We start from the raw sequence: 16137 nt of genomic DNA, 5'->3' as shown, positions 1-16137 counted from the left end.
GTATGAAAACGCCCGTCGCCGTGCCCTCCTCGACCGCATCCCGAAACGCCCTGGCCCTGATCGCCACCGTGGCCGCTGGGGCGGCGCTTTACTGGTTGCGGGACATACTGACGCCCCTGGCCATGGCCATCTTCCTGCTGATCATGATCGACGGGGTGAAGCGGTCGGTGGAGGCGCGCACGCCGCTGACCAGCCGCTGGGCGGGGATCGCGGCCCTGACCCTGGTGGTGCTGGCCTTCTTTGTGTCCATCGCGATCATCGTGAACGGGGCCGCCGGCTTCTTCGGCGAGGCGTCGGGGGTGTCCCAGAACATCGGCCCACGCATCGATCAGATCATTCGCGACGTCTATGGTCTGGTCAGGCTGGCCAATCCGCCCACGGCCCAGGACCTGATCAATGGCGTGGACGTGCGCGGCTGGCTGACGTCCATGGCCTTCCAGGCCCAGGGGATCGCGTCGGGCGCCTTCTTCGTCCTGGTCTATCTGGGTTTCCTGCTGGCCTCGCAGGCGGGGTTCAGGAAGAAGATCGTGGCCATGTTCCCGCAGAAGACCCAGCGCGACGAGGCCGTGGCGGTGTTCCAGCGCGTGCGCGGCGGTGTCGAGGGTTATATCTGGGTTCAGTCGGTGACCGGGGTGATGATCTGCGTGGTCGCCTGGATCCTGATGCGGGCGGTGGGGCTTCAGAATCCGGAGTTCTGGACCTTCGTCATCTTCATCGTTGGCTTCATCCCTGTGCTGGGCGGCGCGGTCGCTGGCCTGGCGCCGCCGCTGTTCGCCCTGGCGCAGTTCGAAAGCTATTGGCCGGCCGTCATCCTGCTGGTCGGGCTGCAGGTCATTCTGTTCGTAGTCGGCAACTTCATCCAGCCCCGGATGCAGGGCGACAACCAGAACATCGACCCGGTCGTGGTGCTGCTGGCCCTGGCCTTCTGCGGCAAGATGTGGGGCGTGGTCGGCATGTTCCTGTCCACGCCGTTGGCGGTCATGGCGATGGCCATCCTGGCCGAGTTCCGGGGATCGCGCTGGATGGCGGTCCTGCTGTCCGGCGACGGCGAACCCTATGCGGACGAGACGAAGACATCCGCGACGTCCAAAACGCCTCGGCGCAAGCCCGGGATCGCGCCTGCGTCAGACGCCTGATCAGGGCTGCCAGCCGCTGATCTGGTCCGTCTCGCTCTCGCCGGCCAGGGCGCCGCGCGTCTTCTTGACCTCGGCCCAGGCGGCGCGCAGCAGGGCGGGCACGCCTTCGCCCGATACGCCCGACACCAGCATCGGGCGACGACCGGCGACGGCCTCCAGTTCGGCCGCCTTTTCCTCGCGCGCTTCCGGCGTCAGGGCGTCGATCTTGTTCAGGGCCAGGATTTCCGCCTTGTCCGCCAGACCTTCGCCATAGGCCTCCAACTCGCCGCGAATGATGCGATAGGCCTCGACCACGTCATCCTGCGTCCCGTCGATCAGGTGGATCAGGCTGGCCGAGCGTTCGACGTGACCCAGGAAGCGCGTGCCCAGCCCGGCGCCTTCGCTGGCGCCCTCAATCAGGCCGGGGATGTCGGCGATGACGAACCGCTCTGACGGCGACAGGTCCACCATGCCCAGGTTCGGGGCCAGCGTCGTGAACGGATAGTCGGCGATCTTGGGCTTGGCGGCGCTGGCGGCCGACAGGAAGGTGGACTTGCCCGCGTTGGGCAGACCCGCCAGACCGATGTCGGCGATCAGCTTCAGCCGCAGCCAGATCCAGCGTTCCTGCCCCTCCTGCCCCGGATTGGCGTAGGTCGGCGCCTGGTTGGTCGGCCCCTTGAACCGCACATTGCCCCAGCCGCCGTTGCCGCCCTTCAGCAGCAGCTCCATCTTGCCAGGGGTATCGAGGTCCAGCAGGACCGTTTCCTTGTCCTCGTCCAGAACCTGGGTGCCGACCGGCACCTTCAGATGCACGTCCTCGCCCTTGCCGCCGTGCATCTGGCGACCCTGGCCATGGTGGCCGGTCTGAGCCTTGAAATGCTGCTGATAGCGATAATCGATCAGGGTGTTCAGCCCCTCGACCGCCTCGATCCAGACATCGCCGCCCTTGCCTCCGTCCCCGCCGTCGGGGCCGCCGTTGGGAATGAATTTCTCGCGTCGGAACGACACGGAGCCCGCGCCGCCGTTGCCGGAGCGGATGTAGATCTTGGCCTGGTCGAGGAACTTCATCGCGGGCTTATGCCGCAGAAGCGCGACGAATTACAGATGGGGCGGCCGCCCGGCGCTATTTCAGCGCCAGGGTCACGGTTTTGATGTCCACATATTCTTCGATGCCGTGGATCGAGCCTTCGCGGCCATAGCCCGACTGTTTGACGCCCCCGAACGGGGCGACGGCGGTGGAGATCAGGCCGGTGTTGACCCCGCACATCCCCGCTTCGATCCGGCGGCTGAACCGCATGGCGCGGTCCAGATCGCGGGTGAACAGATAGGAGGCCAGGCCGTAATCGCTGGCGTTGGCCTTCTCCAGCGCCTCTTCTTCGGTGTCGAACGCGAAGACGGGGATCATCGGGCCGAAGGTCTCTTCCTCGCGGAACAGGGCGTCGTTGCCGCCCAAGGTCACGGTGGGCTGGAAGAAGCGGCCGCCCAGCTCGTGGCGCGATCCGCCGGTCAGCACCCGGCCGCCGTCGGCCTTGATCGCCGCGACGTGTTTCTCGACCTTGTCGATGGCCTTGTCCTCGATCAGCGGTCCGACCTTGACCCCGTCGTCGAAGGCGGCGCCGACCTTGATCCTGGCCACCTCGGCGGCCAGTTTTTCGGCATAGGTCTCGGCGACCGACCGCTCCACATAGACCCGGTTGGGGCAGACGCAGGTCTGGCCCGCGTTCCTGAACTTGCCCTTGATGGTTTCGGCTACGGCCAGGTCCAGATCGGAGTCGGCGAAGACGATCAGGGGCGCCGCGCCGCCCAGTTCCATCGACACCCGCTTCAGCGTCGGGGCGCACTGTTCGGCCAGCTTGCGGCCCACGCCGGTCGAACCGGTGAAGCTCAGTTTGCGGATGTCGGGACTGTCGGTCAGCACCTTGCCGATGGTCGCCGCATCGCCGGTGACGACGGACAGCGCCCCCTTGGGCAGCCCCGCCTGATAGGCCAGCTCGGCCAGGGCGATGGCGGTGAACGGCGTCTGGCTGGCGGGCTTGACCACGGCGGTGCAGCCCGCCGCGAAGGCCGGACCCAGTTTCCGCGTCAGCATGGCGGCGGGGAAGTTCCACGGCGTGATCAGGGCGCACGGCCCCACCGCCTCGCGATAGGTCAGGATCAGATGGCCCAGCGGGCTGTCCTGGGTCTCGCCGATCAGACGCTCGGCCTGGCCGGCGAACCATTTCAGAAAGCTGTTGGCGTAGGCGACCTCGCCCCTGGCCTCCTCGAAAGGCTTGCCGTTCTCCAGCGCCATCAGGGCGCCCAGCCCCTCGGTGTTCTCGTCGATCAGCGCCGCCCAGGCCCGCAGGAAGGCCGCGCGTTTGTGCGGATCGCGCCGGGACCAGTCGGCGAAGCTTTCAGTCGCCGCCGCAATGGCGCGCTCCGTTTCGGCCGCGCCCAGATCGGGCACATGGCCGATGATCTCGCCGGTCGCCGGGTCGTCAACGGCGACGCCCGCGCCATTCGCGGGGACGGCTTCGCCCGCGATCAGGGCGTGCTGTTTCAGCAGGGCGAGGCCGGCTTTACGGGCGGTCTGGTTCACGGCGATCTCCTGGAGGGGACTTGAAACGAACAAGGCCCCGACGAAGCGGGGCCTTGCAAGCGTCTGGGCGGCGTTGCGGCCGCTAGACGATCAGTTCTTGGCGTCCTGGGCGGCGCCGGTGACGGCGTGGCCGGCGGCGGCGGTGTCACGGCCCACGCCTTCGACAGTGTTGCAGGCGGCGGTGGTCAGGGCGGCGGCGGCGGCGACCAGAACGAAAATCTTGCGCATGAGAGACTCCAAAGGTTAGCCGAGGCCAGCGCCGCGGTCTTGCCGTATCAACGCGACCCCACGGCTCCGGTTCCTTTTTCGACCGACGACTTGTCGGCAGGGTCGACCGGCATCAACGCCTCGGGCGTGGCGAAGGTCATGCGGGCGATGGTTCCGCCGCCCGGCGCCGCCACGAATTCGGTCTCGCCGCGCAGCTGTTTGGCGAAGGCGCTCATCAGGGTGCGTCCGACCCCGACCTCGGCGCCGGCCGGCGCGCCGGGGCCGTCGTCCTCGACCTCGAGAACCGACGTGTCGCCCTGAACACGGAAGCGGACTTTCAGCTCGCCGCCGTTCAGCGCAAACGCGTGCTTCTGGGCGTTGGTCACAGCCTCGACCAGCCACAGCGCCAGCGGCGCCAGCTTGTCCGGGTCGACATGCAGGGAATCGGCGTCCACCGAACTGATCACCACGGGGCCGCGCCCGGCTTCGCTGGCGATCAACTGGCCAACCAGTTCATTCAGGAACTCACGCGCATCCGCGTGACGAATGTCGGCGCTCTGGTAGAGGGTGCGATAGATCAGGGCCAGGGCCGAAATCCGCTGACGGGTGTCGCCCAGCGCCGCCTTGGCGGGAGCGTCGGTCAGAGCCCGTTGCTGCATCGACAGCAGGGACGAGATGATCTGAAGATTGTTCTTCACCCGGTGATGGATTTCGCGCATCAGCGCGTCCTTCTCGGCCAGGGCGTCGGTCAGTTCCCGGTCGCGCACGGTGATGGCTTCGGCCATCTCGTCCAGGGTCTTGGCCATGGTGCGGATTTCGGCGGGCGCGTTCATGGCCTGCAGCGGCCGCACGGAAAACCGTCCGCGCGTATAGATGGCCGCCACCCGCTCCAGATAGTCCAGCCAGCGGATGAAGATGCGTTCGGACAGCAGCATCACCGCCGCGAACGCGGTCAGCCAGGCGCCCAGAGGCAGCAGAAGCGTGCCGATCGGATTGAGCCGCGCCCAGGACAGCCATCCCTGGGATGGCGCGGACAGCAGGGCGTAGAGGTCGCCGCCGGCCAGGGCCGCGCCGGCGTAGTCGCGCCGTTCGCCGCCCGCGTCGCGCGCCTCGAACACCGCCGACCCGTCCGCCCGCGCCCGCGACACCCAGCCCGCCAGGTCATCCCCGCCCGACAGGTGGAAGACCCCGGCCTCGCTGGCCGTCAGAATGCGTCCGGCGCCGTCGGTCAGGGCCGCCTGGGACCCGGAGGGCAGGGCGGGATCATCCAGATCGGGTTGCAGCGCCGACAGGGGGATCACCGCCACCATGGCCCCGTCGAAACGGCCCATCGGCCGCTCGGCCCGTGTCGCCACGATCAGGGCGGCGCGATAGCCGGCGTCGTCCGGCGCGCGCATGACCACCATGTCTTCGCCGTTGCGCAGCCGCTGAAACCATTGGGAGTTCGCCGCCGGCGCCACACCGGATCGCAGGCCGGCGGGTCGGCCGGAGGCGCAGGTCGCCTCGCCGGTCGGACTGATGCGATAAAGCCCCTCATAGCCGTCCAGCCGACCGACCAGGTTGGTCAGGCGCGCCGGGCAATAGGGGCCGGCGGCGTCGGGGCTGAGGGCGCGCAGCAGGACCTGAGCGCTGTCCAGCTGGGCCTTGGCGTCAGAAGCGCTGCGTTCCGCCGCCAGTTGCAGATCGACCTGGCGATCCTCGGCCTGGCGACGGAAATCCGCCTGGGTCTGGATCAGGCTGAGGACGAAGATCGGCAGCAGAGCCATGGCCATGGCCGCGCCCAGCCGAAAGCGAATGCCCTGGAATCGGTCCTTCGTCCATGCTCTGGCCAGTCGGGGCCGTGTGGCGTCAGACGGCGCATTCACCGTCGATCAGCTCCGTGCGCCGGCCAGCCTGTCGGCCTCGCCCAGAATGGTGCGCATAGCCTCGCCGGCCGCTTGGCCGTCGCGGCTGTAACCGCCGCGTTCCAATGTGGCCTGAAGGGCCCGGCGCGCGCGGCTGACCCGGCTCTTGACCGTGCCGACCGCGCAGCCGCAGATTTCGGCCGCTTCCTCGTAGGCGAACCCGCCGGCGCCGACCAGTATCAGGGCTTCGCGCTGCTCTTCCGGCAGGGTCTTCAGCGCCTGACGCAGTTCGTCCAGCGCGACGGGCGCCTCGGGATCGTCCACGGCGACCAGGGTGCGTTCAGCCGCTTCCTGGTCCAGTTGCGACTGCCGCCACGACCGTCGCTTTTCGGAATAGAATTGGTTGCGCAGGATCATGAAGGTCCAGGCCTTCATGTTGGTGCCCATCTGATAGCTGGCGCGGGCGTCCCAGGCCTTCATCATGGCGTCCTGCGCCAGATCGTCGGCGGCGGTGGGATCGCCGGTCAGGGTTCGGGCGAAGGCGCGCAGATGCGGGATCAGCAGGACCAGTTCGCGCTTGAAGCCTTCGTCGTCGGCGGACGCCGGCTTGGGGGCCGCTCCCAGGCGTGAGGTGCTCATGCGGGGCTTTCCGCAGCCTTGGCGTCGGCGCGCTTCAGGATTTCCAGGAACTCGTCGGGGACCGGTTCGTTGACGACCTCGTCGAACATATGCCGCAGCTTCACGCCGATGGCCTGTTGGCGAAGACGCGCTTCTTCGAGGCCGGCCTCCCCTTTGGTGTCTGCGCCCGGGGCGCGCGAGGAGTCGATAGAATCAATCATAGACAGAACAAGGCCCACCCAACGTCGTCGCAGAGATGCCAGCGCTTAACGCCATCCTTGCCCGGCGGTTCCTGCCTTCAGGAGATTTTATGCTCAAGCTTGATGTAATCTGGGGAACCGCGACCGATATGATACGTTCAATGCCGCTGTAGCGCTTTCCCTTGCCGGGACGGCGGAGATTTGTCGGGGACTATCTGAATGAGCCTTTTGGCTAGACTCGCGCCGCACCTTCCTTATGTGCGCCGCTACGCTCGCGCCCTGACCGGCGATCAATCAACGGGCGACAACTATGTGCGCGTGGCGCTCGAAGCCCTGGCGGCGGGCGAGCAGCAACTGTCCTCGGACATGACGCCGCGGGTGGCCCTGTATCATGTGTTTCACGCCATCTGGTCCTCGACCGGGGCGCAGCTGGAAGCCGGCGGCCTTGAAACGACCGGAAGCGACGCCTCGCAGCGTCTGCTGCGTATCGCGCCCCGCTCGCGCCAGGCCTTCCTTCTGACCGCGCTGGAGGGGTTCACCCCGTCCGAGGCGGCTCAGATCCTGTCGGCAGACCCGCGCGACGTCGAGCGCCTGATCGCCGACGCCCAGGCCGACATCGACGCCGAACTGGCCACCGACGTTCTGGTGATCGAGGACGAGGCGATCATCTCGGCCGATATCCAGAGCCTGGTGCAGGAGTTGGGCCACCGCGTCACCGGCACCGCCACCACTCATGACGAGGCCATCGACGCCGTCGCCCGTCACAAGCCGGGCCTGGTTCTGGCCGACATACAGCTGGCCGACGGGTCGTCCGGCATCGACGCAGTGAAGGACATCCTCAAGACGCTGGATGTGCCGGTGATCTTCATCACCGCCTTCCCGGAGCGTCTGCTGACGGGTGAGCGCCCTGAGCCGACCTTCCTGATCACCAAGCCGTTCCAACCCGAGACGGTGAAGGCGGCGATCAGTCAGGCGTTGTTCTTCCATCCGTCGCGTCAGAAACAGGCCGCCTAAAGCCCGAATCCACCGACGCTGAGAAGGCCTTGTTCGCCCACGGCGACACGGCCTTTTTCGTTTATGCGCCTGGGGCCCTTCGACGCGCGAACGACGCGCAAAAGAAAAAGAGCCGCACCGGGAACCGCCGCCAGACGGCGTCGTTATCGGCATGTGGAGGCGGCGACGCCCCCCGACTTGACTGGCCCAGGCCGGTCATGCTGCCTCCGCACCTCATTCTCGATGATGCCACTTCAAGGCGGTCCGAAAGGACCGCTTTTTTCTTGCGCCTCGCCTCGACCCGTCGCCTTACTCGGCTCAAGATGGTGGTCAAAGAAAACCTTCGGGAGTGATGCTGATGACTTCGCAAGACGGCAAGATGAACCGGCAGTGGGTGCTGCGTCAGCGACCCAGGGGTCTGATCCAGCCCGGCGACCTGGAACTGGTCGAGACCCCCGTGCCGGACGTGGGCGAGGGCGAAGTGCTGGTCCGCACCGTCTATCTGTCGCTGGACCCGACCAACCGCACCTGGATGAACGACATCGAGGGCTATCTGCCGCCGGTGGGTCTGGGCGAGGTCATGCGCGGCCTGACCCTGGGCGTGGTCGAGGCGTCCAGGTCAGACCGCTTCAAGACCGGCGACGTGGTCATGCCGGCCTCGGGCGGCTGGGCCGATTACGCCGTGATCCCTGAGGGCGGCTTGCGTCCCGTCCACCGCGCGCCGGGCCTGCCGCTGACGGCCAATATGTCGGTTTTGGGCATGACCGGCCTGACCGCCTATTTCGGCGTGACCGACGTGTTGAAAGCCAAGGCCGGCGAGACCATCGTCATTTCGGCGGCGGCCGGCGCGGTCGGCTCCATCGCCGGCCAGATCGCCAAACAGCGCGGATGCCGGGTCATCGGCATCGCCGGCGGACCACAGAAATGCGCTTGGCTGACCGACGAACTCGGCTTCGATGCGGCCATCGACTACAAGAACGAGGATGTTGGCGAGGCGCTGGACCGGGTGGCCCCCGACGGCATCGACCTGAACTTCGAAAACGTCGGCGGCGACATCATGATCGCGGTGTTCAACCGCCTCAAGGTGCATGGCCGGATGGCGGTGTGCGGCCTGGTCTCGGCCTACAATGCGACCAAGGCGCCGCCTTCGCCGAATTTCTCGCGCATCATCACCCACCGGCTTCAGGTCCAGGGCTTCCTCGTGCTGGACTACGCCGGGCGGGCCAGGGAGATGGTCGCCGAAATGGGGCCGTGGCTGGCCGACGGGCGGGTGAAGTGGAAGGTGCATGTCGACGACGGCCTGGACGGGGCGGTCGATTCGCTGAATCGCTTGTTCACCGGCGATCACGACGGCAAGCTGCTGGTCCGGGTTTCCGAGGAACCCGCCTGACCCCGTCCCGAAAGGCCCGCGCATGAGCGACCCGCTGCACGTCCATTTCGAAGACCTGGAAGTGGGGCAGGTCGTGCCCCTGGGCGCCTGCGCGGTCGATCAGGCGGCGCTGGAGGTCTTCGTGGAGCGATTCGCCCCGGGTTGGGACCCGGCCTACGGCGCGCCCGACGCCATGGTCTATGTGTTGTGGAGCCGCCTGGCCGCCGACAAGTCGGGCGGATGGGCCCAGACCAAGGTCCTGGCCGTCGACGGCCTGCGTTACATGCGCAATCCCCCGGCGGGCGAGCTGCTGCGCGGGCGGATGACGGTGATGGGCAAGGATCCGGTCGGCGACGAGAAGGGCATCGTCATCGCTTCGCACGACCTGTTGGACGAGGCGGGGCGGCTGGTCTTCTCATGCCTGACGCGCGCGGTCTTCTCCCGTCGCTGAAACGAAAAACGCCCCGACGGCGCGAACCGTCGGGGCGTTTCTTTTGGAGCTGACCGTCCGTCCTAGTTGACGGTCGTCGACTGGGCCTGGCGCAGGAAGGCCAGGGCGATCAGACGATCCCAGCCCAGCAGTGACACCAGGTGGGCGTAGATCTGACCCAGGGCGCCGTTGTCGCGCAGTTCGGCCAGCTTCTCGGCCGGCAGGGCGCGCAGCTTGTCTTCCGACACCGCATAATATTCGGCCAGCTTCTGCGGTTCGCCCGGCGTGCCGTCGGGGTTGCGCGGCGTGAACACGGCGTCGCGCGTGTCCAGCAGGTCCAGATCCTTGATCAGCTGGACGAAGCTTTCCGTGCGCTGGCGCTCCTGTTCGAAGTTGTTGCAGAACTCCATGGCCATGTTGGTGTAGTCGCTGGGCTGACCGTCGACGAACAGCGGGTTCTCGCCGCCCTCGGTCACGATGGCGGCGCCGCGGTCGATGCACAGGATCAGGCGCTGGTTCTGCTTGTCGTCGGCGAAGACGAACGGATAGCGGCGCACATAGGCGGGCACATAGGCGTCGGCGCGGAACTCGCCGTCATCGGCGACGAACAGGTTCTCGCCCTGGCGCAGGCCCATCACCACGACCGGCTGGCGGTTGTCGCCGGTGAAGATGATCGGATAGGACAGGGCGGCGGCGGCGAACTCGGTGACCGTCAGCGGCACGATGTTCGTCTGGGCCACGAAGGCGTAGGGCTTGTCGGTCGGATTGACGCCCAGGTTCGCATGAGCGCCCTGATCCAGCGGCTCAGGATTCACATAGAAGAGGACGTTGCCTTCGAGCGGCGAGTTGTTCGTGTCGGTCATGAAGCGAGGACGCTCTGGATAATGAGATATGAGGCGCGCCTTCTAGCCCAAGCCCGCCTCAGCGGCAAACCCGTGATGCGTCGGTTGCAGCGGAAGGGTTCAGCCATTAGCTGTGGGCCATGGGCAGCGCCTGCGATCACGATCACGACCATTCCGGCCTGAAGGGCGGCGCGCTGGATCGCGCCCTCGCCCTGGCCGAGGCGCGCGCGGTCAAGGACGGCGAGCGGATGACCGCCCAGCGCCGCCGCGTCCTGGCCCTGCTGCTGGAGGCCGGAGGCCCGGTCAAGGCCTATGATCTGATCGCCCGCTTCGGCGAGGACGGCCAGGCCGCCAAACCCCCCACCGTCTATCGCGCGCTGGAGTTCCTGGAGCGACTGGGCATGGCCCACCGCATCGCCTCCATCAGCGCCTATGTCGCCTGCAGCAGCGACGAAGGCGACGCCATCCACGCCGCCGCCTTCCTGATCTGCGACTGCTGCGGCGCGACGCGCGAGGTCAGCGGGCCGGACCAAGGCGCCATGGCGGTCGCCGCCTCGGCCGCCGGCTACGCCATCGCCCGCACCACCATAGAGGCCCATGGCCGCTGCGCCGCCTGTCGCGAGGCGGCGTGATCATGGACGCGGCGCTGATGTCCCCGCCGCGTCGCCTGTCCGTGCCCATCGACAACCGCTGGGGCGCAGGCGAGATGGCGGTGCTGGACTTCGGCGATCCGAACCGGCCCGTCGATCTGATCTTCAGCCACGCCAACGGGTTCAACGCCGCCACCTATCGTCGGCTGCTGTCGCCGCTGTCGACCAGCTTGCGCATCTGGGCGCCGGACCTGCGGGGCCATGGGGGCTCGACCCTGCCGACTTTCGCCCGACCCAAGACCAGCTGGCGCGATCATCGCGACGATCTGCTGGCGCTGTTGGCGGCTGTGGCGGGGCCGCCGGTGGTCATGGCCGGTCACTCGATGGGCGCAACCGCCTCGCTGCTGGCGGCGGCCGAACGGCCCGAGCGCGTCTCCAGCCTGGTGCTGTTCGATCCGGTGATCTGGAAACGGGCGGCGGTCATGGCCTTCAATCTGCCGTTCGCCCATCGGTTCGTGGAACATATTCCCATCGCGACCGCCGCGCGTCGGCGTCGCAGCCGCTTCGACAGCCGCGAACAGGCCATGGCGGCCTATCGCGGGCGAGGCGCCTTCAAGGGATGGCCCGACGGGGTGCTGGCCGATTACCTGTCCGAGGGACTGATCGCCGCGCCGGGCGCGGACGGCTTCGATCTGGCCGCCGCCCCGGCGTGGGAGGCGGCCAACTACGCCGCCCAGGCGCACGATCCCTGGCGCGCCCTGCGCCGCTATCCCGGCCCCGTCCATATCCTGAAGGCCGAGCATGGGGCCCTGACCCAGCTGCCCGCGGCGCCGCGCGGCCTGCCCAACGTCAGGGTCGATGTGGTTCCCGGCGGCGGGCATCTGTTTCCCATGACCCATGCCGATGTGGCGCGTGACGCCCTGTTCGACGCGGCCGTCTGAATGATTTCTGTAGGCTGAACAAAGTCCCGCGTTATAAGGACGCCGCTGAGCATAACTCCCCGAGACGCCGCTTGTCCTTCTTCCACGCCGGTCCCGCGCCCAAAGGCGCCGGCCCCCGTTCCGGGGCGCTGCGCGACGGGTTGATCCTGGCGCCGGGGATGAAGGTCGGCCTGTTCGGCGGCTCGTTCAATCCGGCGCACGACGGCCACGCCCATGTTGCGGAAACCGCCAGACGCCGCCTGGGCCTGGATCGTGTGGTCTGGCTGGTTTCGCCGCAGAATCCGCTGAAGGACGCTCGCCACAGCGCGCCTTTGGTGGAGCGTATGGCCTCGGCCCGCGCCCACGCCCACGGACCGTCCATGATCGTCTCGGACTTCGAGAGCCGGGCGGGAACGGGCTGGACGGTCGACACCCTGCGCCTTCTGGTCGCGCGGCATCCTGGCGTGCATTTCGTCTGGCTGATGGGATCGGACAATCTGGCCAGCTTCCACCGCTGGCGCGGCTGGACCGACATCATGCGGCTGATGCCGGTCGCGGTGATCGCCCGACCGGGTTCGCTGCTGGACAGTCGCACGGCGCCGGCGGCCGCCCGGTTCGCCGGCTTCCGCGTGCCGGAGCGCGAGGCGGGCCTGCTGCCCAGCCTGTCCGCCCCGGCCTGGACCTATCTGACCGCTCCGCTGAATCCGTTGTCATCGACGGCTATCCGCAGCGCGGGGCCGCGTCGCCCGACCGAGCCCCCAGCGGCATAAACGGCGGCCTGATTGCGGCGCCGGTTCACGTTTCGGCCCATCCGTGCTAGAGGAGGTCTTTAGTCAACGCTCCCGGAGCCCTCCGCTGACCCCCTCGCCCGCGTACGATACGCAAGACGCCGCCGTTTCGAATACGGCGCACGAGATGGACCCTATCGAACCTCTCCATTCCGAAGACGGCTCAGACTCCAACCTGGCTATCGGCGATGCCGCGCCGCGCCCCGTCGGCTCGACCCCGCTGGAAGAAGCCCTGCTGAGCCGCCTCGACGAGGACAAGGCCCAGGATCTCGTCCTGATCGACCTGAAGGGCAAGAGCGCCATGGCTGACACCATGATCGTGGCGTCCGGCCGCTCGCACCGTCACGTCGGCGCCATCGCCGACCACCTGCTGCGCACCCTGAAGGAACAGGGGCTGGGCAAGGCCAAGGTCGAGGGCCTGCCACACTGCGACTGGGTGCTGATCGACGTCGGCGACGTGATCGTCCACCTGTTCCGCCCCGAGGTCCGCACCTTCTACAACATCGAGAAGATCTGGGCGGTCGATTCCGCCCACCGCACCGCGCGCGACTGACCCCATGAAGTTGGGCATCGTCGCCATCGGCCGGCCGGGCCGGGGCCCCGAGACGACGCTGGCCGACGACTACGCCCGGCGCGCCACCCTGGCGGGGCGCGCGCTGGGCCTCGGCCCTCTCGAACTGATCGATCTGGAACCCAGGAAGCCCGGCAAGGCGCCGGAGGCCGAACTGATCCTGGCCGCCGCCGAGGGCGCGCACCTGATCGCCTGCGACGAACGGGGCAAGACCTATTCCTCGCGCGCCTTCGCCGACCATGTCGCCAAACTGCGCGATCAGGGCGAACGTCGGCTGGTCTTCGCCATCGGCGGGGCGGACGGGCTGGACGAGAGCGTGCGGGCCGCCGCCGCCTCGACCCTGGCCTTCGGTCCCCAGACCTGGCCTCACGCCCTGGCCCGCGCCATGCTGGCGGAACAGCTTTATCGGGCCGTGACCATCCTGGCCGGATCTCCCTATCATCGCGACTGAGATGCGTCGCGCCCTTCCTCTTTCCCTCGCCTTGCTGACGGGTTTCGTCTGCGCCGCCCCGGCCATGAGCCGTCAGGCGCCGGAAAACGAGCTGTCGCGCATCCAGGCCGAATACCGCGACGAGGCGGTGCGCGCCCGGCGTCTGCGCGCCGACGCCGACGCCGCCAAGGCCGAACTGGCGCAGCTGGAGCGCCGGCTGGCGACCCTGAGAGCCGATGCGCGCAACGACGACCGCCAGATCGACGATCAGCGCGCGCGCCTGCGGCAACTCAGCGAGCGCGAGGCCGAGCTGGTGTCCAGTCTGGCCCGTGAACGCGGCGCCCAGAGCCGCCTGCTCAGCGCGCTGCAGATGATGAGCCGCCGCCCGCCCCCGCCGCTGCTGGTTCCGGCGGACAAGGCCATCGACACGGTGCGCGCCTCCATCCTGCTCAAGGCCATGACGCCGGACCTGGAGACCCGCGCCCAGGCCCTGGCGGCGCGTCAGGCCGAGATCATGCGCATCCGGCGCCTGGCCGTCCTGTCCTCGGAACGGCTGCTGACGACCGAGAGCGCCCAAGGGGACCGTCGGGCCGAGATCGAGGGGCTGACATCGCGCAAGACCGCCCTGACCGCCGTCCTGAACGCCGAGGCGCGCGCCGCCGAACGCGCCGCCGATGTTCTGGAACGCCGCATCCGCGAACTGGGCGGCGCCGTGCCCCAGGCCGAGGCCGTCGAGACGCCCACGGCGCGCCTGCCCGCCAACCGCGCCCGCCTCAGCCCGCCGGTCGGCGGCGCCCCGACCCAGACCTGGGGGCAGGGGACCTCCGGCTGGCGATGGCGCGCGGACCGCGCTGCGGTCAAGGCGCCCGCCGACGCCAAGGTCGCCTATGCCGGGCCGCTGGCCGGATGGGGGCAGGTGGTGGTGCTGGACCTGGGCCCGGGCTGGCGCGCCGTCATCGCGGGGCTTGAAAGCGTCGACGTCCACGGCGACGCGCGTGTCGCGGACGGCCAGACCCTGGGCCGCAGCGGCCCGGACGGCGACGTCTATTTCGAACTGCGTCGCGACGAACGGCCAATTGATCCGGGGCCGTGGTTGCGCTGAACCTGCAATAGTCCTTTGCATTATCCTCCGACGCTGATTTTATCGGCGGGACGCCGCGTCGCCACGATTTGGTCGTGTCTGCGGGGCCTTACCCTTCCAACGGGCGCCTTGAATGATCGGCCCGACCGAAAGAGACCGAATGCGTAAACTGCTCCTCGTCGGCTGCGCCGCACTGGTGCTCGGCGGCTCCGCCGCTGCTGTCTCAAGCCAGACCCCTCGCAACGAAACCTTCCGCATGCTGGAGCTGTTCGGCGACGTGGTCGGCATCTTGGAGCAGGCCTATGTCGTTCCGGTCGACAACAAGAAGCTGATCGAGGCGGCGCTGGCGGGCATGATGACCGCCCTGGACCCGCACTCCAACTATCTGCCGCCGTCCAACTACAACGAGTTGCGCGAACGCACCGAGGGTCAGTATTCGGGCGTCGGCCTGACCATCAGCGCCGACGGCGGGATGGTGAAGGTCATCTCGCCGATGGACGACAGCCCCGCCGCCAAGGCCGGGGTCCAGGCGGGCGACGTCATCTCTTCCATCGAGGGCCAGAACGCGGCCGGCCTGACGGTCAGCCAGGTGTCCGAGAAGCTTCGCGGCGCGGTGGGCACCAGCGTCAAGGTGACCTTCCTGCGCGACGGCTCCGACCCGCTGGAGGTCGTCCTGACCCGCGAGGTCATCAAGGTCCAGTCGGTCACGGGCCGGGTCGAGGGCGATTTCGGCTATCTGCGCGTCTCGACCTTCAACGAGAACACCGGCCGCGAGCTGAACGAGGCCATCGCCAAGATCAAGGCCGAGAAGCCGGGCGTGAAGGGCTATGTCCTGGACCTGCGGAATAACGGCGGCGGCCTGCTGAACGCCGCCATCGACGTGTCCGACGCCTTCCTGGAGCGCGGCGAGATCGTCAGCCAGCGGGGCAGGAAGCCTGAGCAGATCCAGCGTTATTCGGCCAAGCCGGGCGACATCACCGGCGGGCTGCCGCTGGTCGTTCTGGTCAACTACGGCTCGGCTTCGGCGTCCGAGATCGTCGCCGGCGCCCTGAAGGATCATCAGCGCGCGACCGTCGTGGGCCTGACCAGCTTCGGCAAGGGGTCGGTCCAGACCGTGATTCCGCTGCGTCAGGGCCAGGACGGCGCCCTGTCGATCACGACGGCGCGCTACTACACCCCCTCGGGCGCCTCGATCCAGAAGATCGGCATCGAACCGGACCTGGAGGTCGCCCGTTCGGAGGCTGAGGCCCGCATCGTCTCGCGCTCCAGCTTCATCTATTCCGAGGCCGCCTACGCCACGGCGCTGGACGCCTCCATCGGCGCCGAGCGCAAGGGGCCGCACACGCCGCGCGAGGCGCCGGGCGACAAGTTCGACAAGGAAAAGGACTATCAGCTGGAACGGGCGCTGGATGTGCTGCGCGCCGGCGGCGACCTGACGAAACTGCCCAAGGCGCCGGAAGGGATCGTCGTCACCGAACCGGGCTCGACGCCCAAGCCCGACGCCGCCCCGGCGGCGGACGAACCCAAGGAAGAATAGGTCGGGAAAGGGCGGCGCGAGCCG

At 68.2% G+C, this 16137-nt stretch carries 18 protein-coding genes; 11 read left to right on the top strand and 7 right to left on the bottom strand.

Annotation, left to right across the window (positions count from 1 at the left end):
- Positions 1-2 precede the first annotated feature (2 nt).
- Positions 3-1136 carry an AI-2E family transporter gene (locus tag P0Y50_03005; GenBank protein ID WEK40591.1) on the top strand — a complete coding sequence of 378 codons (1134 nt, stop codon included), beginning with the start codon at positions 3-5 and terminating at the stop codon, positions 1134-1136.
- Here P0Y50_03005 and obgE read toward each other — a convergent pair whose 3' ends face one another.
- From obgE to P0Y50_02975, 6 genes are all read right to left on the bottom strand, one after another.
- Entirely contained in the window at positions 1137-2183 is a 1047-nt protein-coding gene (obgE, locus tag P0Y50_03000; protein ID WEK40590.1) for a GTPase ObgE, read from the bottom strand.
- Between the two features lie 55 nt (positions 2184-2238).
- Positions 2239-3693, bottom strand: a complete 1455-nt coding sequence (locus P0Y50_02995) for an NAD-dependent succinate-semialdehyde dehydrogenase (protein ID WEK40589.1) — start codon at positions 3691-3693, stop codon at positions 2239-2241.
- Positions 3694-3783: 90 nt separating this feature from the next.
- Positions 3784-3921 (bottom strand): entericidin EcnA/B family protein, encoded by a 138-nt coding sequence (locus P0Y50_02990; GenBank protein ID WEK40588.1) that lies wholly within the window; start codon positions 3919-3921, stop codon positions 3784-3786.
- Between the two features lie 47 nt (positions 3922-3968).
- Positions 3969-5672 (bottom strand): sensor histidine kinase, encoded by a 1704-nt coding sequence (locus P0Y50_02985; GenBank protein ID WEK40587.1) that lies wholly within the window; start codon positions 5670-5672, stop codon positions 3969-3971.
- Between the two features lie 99 nt (positions 5673-5771).
- A complete protein-coding gene (locus tag P0Y50_02980) occupies positions 5772-6383 on the bottom strand; it encodes a sigma-70 family RNA polymerase sigma factor (GenBank protein WEK40586.1) in 612 nt (203 codons plus the stop codon).
- On the bottom strand, positions 6380-6583 hold the full coding sequence (locus P0Y50_02975) for a NepR family anti-sigma factor (GenBank protein WEK41516.1): 204 nt from the start codon (positions 6581-6583) through the stop codon (positions 6380-6382). The genes P0Y50_02980 and P0Y50_02975 overlap by 4 nt, the downstream gene beginning before the upstream one ends.
- A 198-nt stretch (positions 6584-6781) precedes the next feature.
- Between P0Y50_02975 and P0Y50_02970 the strand changes: the two genes are divergently transcribed.
- From P0Y50_02970 to P0Y50_02960, 3 genes are all read left to right on the top strand, one after another.
- Positions 6782-7576: a response regulator gene (locus P0Y50_02970; GenBank protein WEK40585.1), complete on the top strand. Its 795-nt coding sequence runs from the start codon at positions 6782-6784 to the stop codon at positions 7574-7576.
- A 337-nt stretch (positions 7577-7913) separates the two neighbouring features.
- Positions 7914-8945, top strand: coding sequence for an NADP-dependent oxidoreductase (locus tag P0Y50_02965; protein WEK40584.1), 1032 nt, complete (start codon positions 7914-7916; stop codon positions 8943-8945).
- A 22-nt stretch (positions 8946-8967) separates the two neighbouring features.
- A complete protein-coding gene (locus P0Y50_02960) occupies positions 8968-9375 on the top strand; it encodes an acyl dehydratase (protein WEK40583.1) in 408 nt (135 codons plus the stop codon).
- 62 nt (positions 9376-9437) lie between these two features.
- Here the strand turns inward: P0Y50_02960 and P0Y50_02955 are convergent, their stop codons facing one another.
- Positions 9438-10217, bottom strand: coding sequence for a SapC family protein (locus P0Y50_02955; GenBank protein ID WEK40582.1), 780 nt, complete (start codon positions 10215-10217; stop codon positions 9438-9440).
- 119 nt (positions 10218-10336) lie between these two features.
- Between P0Y50_02955 and P0Y50_02950 the strand changes: the two genes are divergently transcribed.
- The 7 genes from P0Y50_02950 (at position 10337) to P0Y50_02920 (ending at position 16113) form a co-directional block, all read left to right on the top strand.
- The gene (locus P0Y50_02950; protein WEK40581.1) at positions 10337-10828 is read left to right on the top strand and encodes a Fur family transcriptional regulator; all 492 of its coding nucleotides are present in this window, start codon (positions 10337-10339) and stop codon (positions 10826-10828) included.
- Positions 10829-10845: 17 nt separating this feature from the next.
- Positions 10846-11727 (top strand): alpha/beta hydrolase, encoded by an 882-nt coding sequence (locus P0Y50_02945; protein ID WEK40580.1) that lies wholly within the window; start codon positions 10846-10848, stop codon positions 11725-11727.
- A 71-nt stretch (positions 11728-11798) separates the two neighbouring features.
- Positions 11799-12476 (top strand): nicotinate-nucleotide adenylyltransferase, encoded by a 678-nt coding sequence (locus tag P0Y50_02940; GenBank protein WEK40579.1) that lies wholly within the window; start codon positions 11799-11801, stop codon positions 12474-12476.
- A 145-nt stretch (positions 12477-12621) separates the two neighbouring features.
- A complete protein-coding gene (gene rsfS / locus P0Y50_02935) occupies positions 12622-13047 on the top strand; it encodes a ribosome silencing factor (protein WEK40578.1) in 426 nt (141 codons plus the stop codon).
- Between the two features lie 4 nt (positions 13048-13051).
- The gene (rlmH, locus tag P0Y50_02930; protein WEK40577.1) at positions 13052-13516 is read left to right on the top strand and encodes a 23S rRNA (pseudouridine(1915)-N(3))-methyltransferase RlmH; all 465 of its coding nucleotides are present in this window, start codon (positions 13052-13054) and stop codon (positions 13514-13516) included.
- A gap of 1 nt (position 13517) precedes the next feature.
- Positions 13518-14597, top strand: coding sequence for a peptidoglycan DD-metalloendopeptidase family protein (locus tag P0Y50_02925; protein ID WEK40576.1), 1080 nt, complete (start codon positions 13518-13520; stop codon positions 14595-14597).
- A 139-nt stretch (positions 14598-14736) separates the two neighbouring features.
- Complete coding sequence (locus P0Y50_02920) at positions 14737-16113, top strand: S41 family peptidase (protein WEK40575.1); 1377 nt, start codon at positions 14737-14739, stop codon at positions 16111-16113.
- Positions 16114-16137: the final 24 nt, after the last annotated feature.

The sequence above is a fragment of the Candidatus Brevundimonas colombiensis genome, from assembly GCA_029202665.1.
Lineage (GTDB): Bacteria > Pseudomonadota > Alphaproteobacteria > Caulobacterales > Caulobacteraceae > Brevundimonas > Brevundimonas colombiensis.
Note: the sequence above shows the minus strand (reverse complement) of the source record. Positions and strands in the feature narration are given on the sequence as shown.